This is a genomic window from Acinetobacter sp. MF4642 (assembly GCF_002018925.1).
GTDB lineage: Bacteria > Pseudomonadota > Gammaproteobacteria > Pseudomonadales > Moraxellaceae > Acinetobacter > Acinetobacter johnsonii.
Genome location: NZ_MVON01000050.1, coordinates 1 through 9,076, shown reverse-complemented (window position 1 = coordinate 9,076; position 9,076 = coordinate 1). Strand labels below are relative to the sequence as shown.

At 40.2% G+C, this 9,076-nt stretch carries 8 protein-coding genes and 1 rRNA gene; 4 read left to right on the top strand and 5 right to left on the bottom strand.

Translation table 11 applies throughout. The annotated features are described in order from the left end of the window. The first annotated feature begins 3 nt into the window (after positions 1–3). A 5S ribosomal RNA gene (gene rrf / locus MF4642_RS15845) occupies positions 4–118 on the top strand. 160 nt (positions 119–278) lie between these two features. Here the strand turns inward: rrf and MF4642_RS15840 are convergent. The 5 genes from MF4642_RS15840 to MF4642_RS15820 form a co-directional block, all read right to left on the bottom strand. Further along, on the bottom strand, positions 279–842 hold the full coding sequence (locus MF4642_RS15840) for a lytic transglycosylase domain-containing protein (protein WP_078426814.1): 564 nt from the start codon (positions 840–842) through the stop codon (positions 279–281). A 699-nt stretch (positions 843–1,541) separates the two neighbouring features. After that, the gene (locus MF4642_RS15835) at positions 1,542–2,741 is read right to left on the bottom strand and encodes an acyl-CoA dehydrogenase family protein (protein WP_078426813.1); all 1,200 of its coding nucleotides are present in this window, start codon (positions 2,739–2,741) and stop codon (positions 1,542–1,544) included. Positions 2,742–2,758: 17 nt separating this feature from the next. Continuing rightward, on the bottom strand, positions 2,759–4,045 hold the full coding sequence (locus MF4642_RS15830) for an acyl-CoA dehydrogenase family protein (protein ID WP_171262533.1): 1,287 nt from the start codon (positions 4,043–4,045) through the stop codon (positions 2,759–2,761). Between the two features lie 231 nt (positions 4,046–4,276). After that, positions 4,277–5,650 (bottom strand): ABC1 kinase family protein, encoded by a 1,374-nt coding sequence (locus MF4642_RS15825; protein WP_078426811.1) that lies wholly within the window; start codon positions 5,648–5,650, stop codon positions 4,277–4,279. A 157-nt stretch (positions 5,651–5,807) separates the two neighbouring features. Next, entirely contained in the window at positions 5,808–6,113 is a 306-nt protein-coding gene (locus MF4642_RS15820) for a hypothetical protein (protein WP_004979505.1), read from the bottom strand. Positions 6,114–6,339: 226 nt separating this feature from the next. On the opposite strand from MF4642_RS15820, the gene MF4642_RS15815 reads away from it, so the two are divergent. The 3 genes from MF4642_RS15815 (at position 6,340) to aroC (ending at position 8,952) form a co-directional block, all read left to right on the top strand. Beyond that, the gene (locus MF4642_RS15815) at positions 6,340–6,729 is read left to right on the top strand and encodes a lysozyme inhibitor LprI family protein (protein ID WP_004979507.1); all 390 of its coding nucleotides are present in this window, start codon (positions 6,340–6,342) and stop codon (positions 6,727–6,729) included. Positions 6,730–6,834: 105 nt separating this feature from the next. Continuing rightward, entirely contained in the window at positions 6,835–7,845 is a 1,011-nt protein-coding gene (gene prmB, locus MF4642_RS15810) for a 50S ribosomal protein L3 N(5)-glutamine methyltransferase (RefSeq protein ID WP_010326759.1), read from the top strand. A 15-nt stretch (positions 7,846–7,860) separates the two neighbouring features. After that, positions 7,861–8,952 carry a chorismate synthase gene (gene aroC, locus MF4642_RS15805; protein ID WP_058869649.1) on the top strand — a complete coding sequence of 364 codons (1,092 nt, stop codon included), beginning with the start codon at positions 7,861–7,863 and terminating at the stop codon, positions 8,950–8,952. Positions 8,953–9,076 lie beyond the last annotated feature (124 nt).

Sequence of the window (9,076 nt, the reverse complement as noted above, 5' to 3'; positions counted from 1 at the left end):
TGTGCTGGCGACAATAGCAAGAGTGAACCACCTGATCCCTTCCCGAACTCAGAAGTGAAACCTCTTAGCGCTGATGGTAGTGTGGAGTTATCCATGTGAGAGTAAGTCATCGCCAGCTCATTAATTCTAAATCCCCCTCCGCTTAATGCAGAGGGGGATTTTTTTATGCTGGAAGGTTAAATAATATAAATGAGAAAAAAGTGAAGAGCCGAGAATATGTATCTATATAAATGGTAAAAAGCCAGCATTTTCTGACTTTTATGTCATATTTAAAAAGGTCACAGAGCACCTTTTAACGTTTCTTGATGTGCTTTAACCTGTTTGGCATATTTCTTTCCTTGACGTTTCATTTTCCAGCTCGAATGGTAGCCTGTTGGACCGACATTATAATAAGCCAAAGCTTTGGGCCAACTTTCTGCTTTTTGGTTATAGTTAGCGAGAATATAAGTGCCACAATTAATATTATTAATTTCTTCAAATAAATCGCCAGGGCAGGTTTGTTGCCAATAGCGCGGGATAACTTGGGTAAGTCCAATAGCACCAGCAGGGGAAACAGCATAATTTCTATAGCTGGACTCTTGTCTTATGACCGCCGCAACTAGTAATGGATCGACATTATAGCGATCGGCACTTTGTACAATCATGGGTGCAATACGTAGTGCTGTAGTTGGTTCAACAGCATATGCCTTTTGAATGCCATTGGCTAATTTTGCTGAACGCTTTTCAACGGAACCGCCACCAAGTGATGCACAACCAGTAAATATTAAAAAAGTTGTTGTTAAAACTAAAACAGATTTAGCTTTAATATGAGATGTTGGCAAGTATCGTTGATAATTAAGCAAACTGTATATCCATTGGTATAATGTCTGAGAAGATCATATTGAGCTGTGCAATTACAGTCAAGTTGAGACAGAAGGGACTATTTTATGGTTTTGTTAAATCCGTACTTTATTTAAGCTAAATAGAGGTGATTAATCGAAATCCTAGATTTTATGCTGTGAGTAGACCCGCTTGCAAAGATAGTTTTGTCATATAAACCCATCGTATTTAGCTTCTTTATAGGTGATTGCATGGACAAGTCAAAGAAATTCCTCTTGCTTATAGCAAATAGCCTAAGCAGTATCTACATTGGTAAGACTGGCTATTCTCCAAATATTAAGTTTGAAATTATGAGGATATAAGGCCTAATGTAAAGACATGACTGAGGACTTATAAAAAGTTTCAAATTTCAAAAAAGGGTATTTCTCACATATGGAAAACAGTATTGAATATTTGTTTTATGATGCTCATCGATAATGTTTAAAAATAGAGTGGAGATACATAAAAAATTAAAAACATTTATCTAATATTAAATTTACTCAATAAATCTAAATTCTGTGATAGCGATACGTTTTTTGAAGCCCAACAAATAAGTTCAGCCGTTGTTAGATAGCATGAATCTAAGTCCAACGCTTTCTTATTTACATTACTTTCAATGTGAAGCCATGATTCTTTATTTAGAGAAACCATGGCTTCAACATGTCCGAAAGGGATGTTTTAATTTATTTCAATTCGCTTGATGACTTTCCGAGTTCACGGCGTGCAATGATGAGTTGCTGAATTTGTTGCGTACCTTCAAAAATATCTAGAATTTTAGAATCTCTTGCCCATTTTTCTAAAAGCTCATCTTCGTTGTAGCCTACTGTTGAGGCAAGTTCGACGCACTTAAGGGTAATTTCATTACAAATTCGACCAGCTTTGGCTTTGGAGATGGAGGCTTCTTTTGAGTTTGGCTTTTTGTTATCTGCCATCCAGGCGGCTTTTAAGGTCAGTAAACGAGCTGCTTCCCATTCGGCTTCCATACGATAAATTTGGCTCGCAATATGAGTCGTTTGTAAGTATGGCGTTATATATTGAGGATCTAAACAATCGCTGAAGATCTCTTTAATGCGTTCTAGTGAGGCCTTGGCACAGCCTATAGCCATGGCTGCAACGAGCGGACGGGTATTATCAAAAGTTTCCATCACGCCAGCAAAGCCTTTATCAATGTCAATTACTGCATTTCCCAGTAGGTTATTGGCAGGCACTCGGCAGTCGATTAAACGAATAACTGCGGTATCAGAGGCTTTGATTCCTAGTTTATGTTCTAAACGTTCTACTTTCATGCCAGCAGTCCCTTTAGGAATTACAAAAGATTTGATGGCTGAACGACCTAATTTTTTATCCAGAGTTGCCCAAACGACGATAGCGTCGGCACGGTCACCTGAAGTCACGAAAATCTTTTCACCATTTAAGATGTAATCTTTACCATCTTTTATTGCTGTGGTGCGAATCGCGGCTGAGTCCGAGCCACAGTTTGGTTCAGTGATTGCCATGGCTGCCCATGTATTTTTGAAACGCTCTAACTGCTCTTCATTGGCAACAGCTGCAATTGCTGAATTTCCTAGACCTTGGCGGGGCATCGATAGGAGTAAAGCGGTATCTCCATAACACATTTCAATTACACTTAAAGCGGTAGAGAGATTCACTCCATTTTTATTGCCTTGTTCATTTGTACCTCGCTTGCCGACAGCAGCCCCCGCATTCATACCTTCACCACCTTCATTCATACCATCGACCAAAGATGCCAACATATCCAGTTCTTTAGGATAGCTGTGTTCAGCTTTGTCGTATTTTCGGGAGATAGGACGAAGTACATTGATGGCTACTTGGTGGGCTTGATCAATCAGTAATTTAAATTTTTTAGGGTTTTGTAAATTCATGCCAGTTTTCCTTTTTATTATGCATGTAGACCAGAGTGAACAATCGCTGTTGCACGTAAATCACGATACCAACGCTCAACAGGATGTTCTTTGGTGAATCCGTGCCCACCTAAAATCTGTACACCATCGGTGCCAATTTTCATGGCTTTTTCGGCACAAAGTAAGCGTGCTAAATAGGCTTCACGGTGAAATGTCTGCCCAGATTCAGCTAGACTTGCGGCATTTAGAATGAGCATACGCATTGCATCAATTTCAATGGCCATATCGGCAATCATAAAAGCAACACTTTGACGATGTGAAATGGGTTCACCAAAGGCGGTACGTTCATTGGCATATTCAATACAATATTTTTTGACCGCCTCACATGTGCCGACCGCCATTGAACACCACATTAAATTGCCGAGGTCTAAAAATGCCGTGTAGTTGAAATCTTCATCACCTAAGCGTAAAGCAGGGGTTTGATTAAAAATTAAAGTTGCTGTTTCCGTTGCTTTGAGCCCCATAGCGGGAGATTTTTTAAACTGAATACTTTCATCCCGTCTGAGAATAAAAACTTCAGCTTGACCATTAAGTTCAGCACTGACAAGGAAAATATCTGCACTTTCAGCCAATAGTACCAGTGTCTTTTCACCTTGAATAAAATATTGACCATCACGTGAAATGGCTTTGGTTTTTAACTGGTAAGGATTAAAAGCAGGCGTAACTTCTTGAATTGCAAAGCTAGCGCGAATACTACTGTCTTGCGCAAAACTGTTCAAATATAAAGCTTGTACTTGCTCAGAACCCCATTGTGTAACGGCATTAATTACACTAAAGGTAGAGAGCATACCAGCGGCTAAACTAAAATCACCTTTGGCCAGATGCTCCGCAATAAGCACATTACTCAGAATATTTTTCTCAGCAGCGACACCACCGAGTGCCTCAGGCAAAGCATAAAAGTTCAGACCTAGCTCTTCGATATATTGCCAAAGTTCTGTTGGAAAAGTTTCATTTTGATCGGCACTTGCGGCTAATGGGTAAAGTATATGGGCGGCAAACTGTGACATGGTGTCGATGGTCATTTGCTGATCTTCTGAATAGCTCAGATCAAATAATGATTTTTCTTGATTGTTGAGCCGTTGTTTATGTAGATCTTTATTGGCTTTAAAGGCTTTTTGTGTTTTTGATAGAGTCTTATAGCCAGCTTTTGAGCCTTGATAAAGCGATTTCTCCATAAATTTTCTAAGTTTTAATTGGTCAAGTACGTCGCTACTTGCCATTTTTGTGATCAGTGATAAGCCAAATCCCTGTGCCTTATTTACCATATTTGTCATTATTTTCATCCAGCAGAATTATTCTGTGGTTTTATGCTGACATAGCGGCATACGAATAACTATGTCATGACTGACATGATGTATTGTCAAAGATAAACGGTAGGTGGTGTATTTTAAATTGTTCTAATAATTTGTTTTTAAAGTTTTTTATGGAATTGTTGGAAATTGAATTGATTGATCAATTGACCAAAATGACATTGCGTCATTTTGGTCAATGTACTTTTAGATAAATTTTTTCACCATTGCACGAACATTGGTTTTTGCTTCAATCACAGTCATAAAGGTATAAGCACCGATGAATTTACGGCTGATAAACATAAACTCTTTGGGTGGCACACTGAAATAGCGAGACGCCATCGACTTTGAGGCTTGTTGCATTACACGGCTATGAAGCTGACTGGCTTTCCAGTCATAAGCAAAGTGTTCATCCATAACACCAGCAGGTAAGTCTGGGTTGTTGCTTGGGTTGCTGAATGCTTCAGTTGCAAGTAAGAAGACCTTAGCCATATCGGGTTTAATGCTTTGAGGGATAGAGTCGAAAAACTCATAGCCTGTCATCGCTTGAACCATTTCTTCACTACTATGATTAAACCCAGCATGAATGAGCTTACGTGCTACACCGAGTAAGTGTTCATCAAACTGTCGGATTGCGCCAAAATCAAGCAGAACGATTTTGTCCAAGATGTCATTGCCATTACCTAAGCGAACGAGGTAATTACCAAAGTTCGGGTCGGTCTGCATTTCACCCCATTCAAAAATCTCGCGTACCGCAATTTCAAGTGATGCTTCACCAAGTTTGTTGCGACGTTCTTGTGGCAGAGACAGCATGACAGGGCTGTTAATCGGCACGCCACGTTCAAAGGTCATACATAACACTTGGTCTGTGCAGTAGCCATCTATAATTTGTGGCACGATGTAGCGTGGGTCTTCTTTTAAGCGAGTAGCAAAGCGGCGTGTGGTTGCAGCCTCAATTTTATAATTGACTTCACGGTGCATCATCTCACGAACTTCATCGAACCATTGGTCGAACTCGCGTGTTTGCGGAACCATTCGTGTCAGTTTAAGCATGTTTTTGAATAGACTCATGTCTGAGTCAATGGCTTCAGCAACGCCTGGATATTGAATTTTCAATACCATCTCTAAACCATCAGACTTACGCGTTGCACGGTGGACTTGTGCCAGTGATGCAGTGCCCAGTGGCTCATGATCGATGGTTAAATCATCTAGTTTAGAACCCAACTGGTTGTGCAGTTGCTGTTTTATCGCAGGCCACGCTAAAGCGACTGTTTGGTTATTTAAAGTATTTAAGGCTTGCGTGATTTCTTCAGGTAGAAAGTGTTCACCATAAAGTGCCATCATTTGGCCAATTTTGACGATAGAACCTTTAAGTTTGCCTATTTCAGAAACAAGATAATCGGCCTGTTCTTTCATTGCTTTTTTGCGTTTCTTTTCTTTTTCTTCTTCGCTAGAAAACATAGTTGTCGCATTAGACGCAGCCCAACGTGTTCCAGCAAGCAACGAAGCTTTGGCAATCGATAAACGACGATCCATAGAGGAGGTTTTCAGTTGTTTAAGCTTATCGTTGTGATCTGACATAATTCAGTAAAATCCTTTCATCAGCAAGGGCAGCATTTTAGATTGTAACGGATAATATCGTGTATTCACGTATTAAAAAAGTTCAACTTGCTGAATCTCGAGTTAAAAAAGGCCATAAGTGTTAAGCAACCATCTAAATAAAGCCTAATCGGGATTGTTACATGCGAAATTTTACTTTAAGGGTATTTTTCTGAATCAATTCATCTTTATGCATTTGTATGTGTTGCAGGATCATTTCTTGTACCGGTTGGTGCATAAACCCATGTGCATAACCTTTAACAATGATGATGCTCGGTAGGCTAAAAAAGAAGTATCGAGCATCTTCAATAGTTGCACATTCATAGATCCCTTGTTGCTGTAACAGCTTTTGGAAATAGGCTTTTTCAGTGGCGACATGATTGTTTTCGGTGTCATTCCAATAGCGTTCACGCATCGCCATTAAATTGTTGTGTTTATAACTCATAAATTTGGGGAATATTGGCAGAAGAACTCACCTTATAATAAGGCTGTTTGATCAGGTTTCAATGCAAAGCCTGTGACTTCATGTAAAAAGCTGTGCGGTGGAAATTTTATAAGAGGCTAGTATGTTCATACAAAATAGGATGTTATATTAAAGCGCTGCAGCACGCAGATGCTGTGAATGATTAGATTAAAAAATCAATGAAGAAAATTTGCTTTGGGGAAAGGAATTGAAACAAATATTCAGTGCGTTGCTTGTTGTGGGATTATTCAGTGGTTCAGCCTATGCAATGGGCCCAACTAAAAAATATGAAGCATGCATGAAGCAAACTGGCAATGTCTTGAGTGAAATTGATGCATGCATGAGTAAAGAATATAAAGTACAAAAGAAACGCTTAAAGAAAGTATTTAAGCCGTATTTAGCGAAGGCTCCTGCAGAAGAGCAAGGACTGGTTAAACAGTCTCATCAGCAATGGCTGGCGCAGCGTGATCAGATTTGTAATAACAAACCTATCGTGAAAAATGAAAAGACTGAATTACAGCGTATTTCTTGTCTGATGCAAATGACGCAAACCCGTGCAGATATGTACGAAGCACGTACAGGCAGTATCAGCAAATAAGAGCAAAGCGTATGAAAATGTGTTTGCCGTGCATCAAAACATTATAAATCATAGAAAAACAGGGTATCATAAGGCGTTTTTATTATGACCTTGGAGACGCCTTTAGTGGATCGCCCGACTATTAGCCCTGAACATATACAGGAAGCCGCTGAAAACTTAAGCACAATTCGTGATTTTATCCGTTTTGGAGTGACAGCATTACGTCAATACGATGCACATTTAGGTCAAGGTACAGAAGACTATTTTGCTGAAAGCTCAGCTTTGGTTTTACAAACTTTATCTTTAGATTGGAATGCGGATGCTGAAATCTTAGAGTCGAAGCTACTACCAAGCGAAAAGACAGAAGTTTTAAGCTTATTAGAACGTCGTATTAATGAAAAAGTACCGACTTCGTATTTGCTTAATTTGGCTTATTTTGATGGCAAACCATATTATGTCGATGAACGAGTACTGATTCCACGTTCACCGATTGCAGAATTGATTCAAAACCGTTTTGCGCCTTATTGCTTAGGTGAAAATGGCCAAATGGGTGAAGCAGTCAATAACTTGCCAGAAAACCCGAATCCAAAAACGCCACAACGTATTTTAGATATGTGTACGGGCTCAGGTTGTATCGCGATTGCTTTGGCTTATGCGTACCCAGATGCCGAAGTAGATGCAACGGATATTTCTAAAGAAGCTTTAGAAGTGGCTCAAATTAACTCAGAACACCACGACAAACAGTATCAAGTGGCTTTACTTGAGTCTGACTTGTTTTCTAAAATTCCTGCTGAAAATCAATACGATCTTATCGTGTCTAATCCACCTTATGTGGATGCTGAAGACATGGCAGATTTACCTGAAGAATTCCACCATGAGCCAGAATTGGCACTGGCGGCAGGTCAAGATGGCTTAGATTTGGTTCGTAAAATGTTAGCTCAAGCGCCAGATTACTTAACTGAAGATGGTCTCATCGTGATTGAAGTGGGTAATTCTGAATGGGCAATGCGCCAAAACTTTAATACTGTTGATTTTTACTGGTTACAGTTCCAAAAAGGCGGTACAGGAATTTTTGCATTGACTGCAGCTCAATGTCGTCAATTCCGTGATTTATTCATTCAATCTGTTCAAGCATAAAAGGAGTCGTTGGACATGGCAGGTAATAGTATAGGGCAACTCTTCCGTGTAACGACTTGTGGTGAATCTCATGGTGTAGGCTTAATGGCGATTGTGGATGGTGTTCCACCGGGTCTTGAGCTTACAGCAGACGATTTGCAAAAAGATTTAGACCGTCGTAAGCCGGGAACCTCTAAATTTGCGACGCAGCGCAAAGAACCAGATGAAGTTGAAATCATTTCAGGTGTGTTTGAAGGTAAAACAACAGGCACACCAATTGGTTTATTGATCCGTAACACTGATCAAAAATCCAAAGATTACGGCAATATTGCACAAAGCTTCCGTCCGGGACATGCAGACTATACTTATACACAAAAGTATGGTTTCCGTGATTACCGTGGTGGTGGTCGTTCAAGTGCGCGTGAAACGGCTATGCGTGTGGCTGCGGGTGCAATTGCGAAAAAATACTTGGCTGAAAAGTTTGGTATTTTAATTCGTGGTCATGTGACCCAAATTGGAACTGAAGTTGCGGAAAAATTGGATTGGAATGAAGTACCTAATAATCCATTTTTCTGTGGCGATGTCGATGCCGTACCGCGTTTTGAAGCACTCGTGACTTCATTACGTGAACAAGGTACCAGTTGCGGCGCAAAACTTGAAATTTTGGCTGAAAAAGTGCCTGTAGGTTGGGGTGAGCCTGTTTTTGACCGTCTAGATGCTGACATTGCCCATGCCATGATGTCGATTAACGCGGTCAAAGGGGTTGAGATTGGTGATGGTTTTGCCGTTGCTGGTCAGTTTGGACATGAGAGCCGAGATGAGTTAACCACTGATGGCTTCCTTGCGAACCATGCAGGGGGCATTTTAGGTGGTATTTCGAGTGGCCAAACTATTCGTGTTGCAATTGCGCTTAAACCAACAGCATCTATTACCACACCGGGTAAAACGATCAATATTAATCGTGAAGACACGGATGTATTAACCAAAGGTCGTCATGACCCTTGCGTGGGTGTGCGTGCGGCTCCGATTGCAGAAGCAATGCTTGCGATTGTTTTAATGGATCACTTTCTGCGTCATCGTGCTCAAAATGCAGATGTCGTTGCACCATTTGCACCGATTGAATACTAGGGTCTGTTGAGAATTACCGAGAGTTAATTAAACTCGCGCACAGTTGAATCATGGCTTCAAAACTCGTATCTGTTTTACAACTACGCATCGCTATACGTTTAAATTCTTTTAACTTACAGAAATA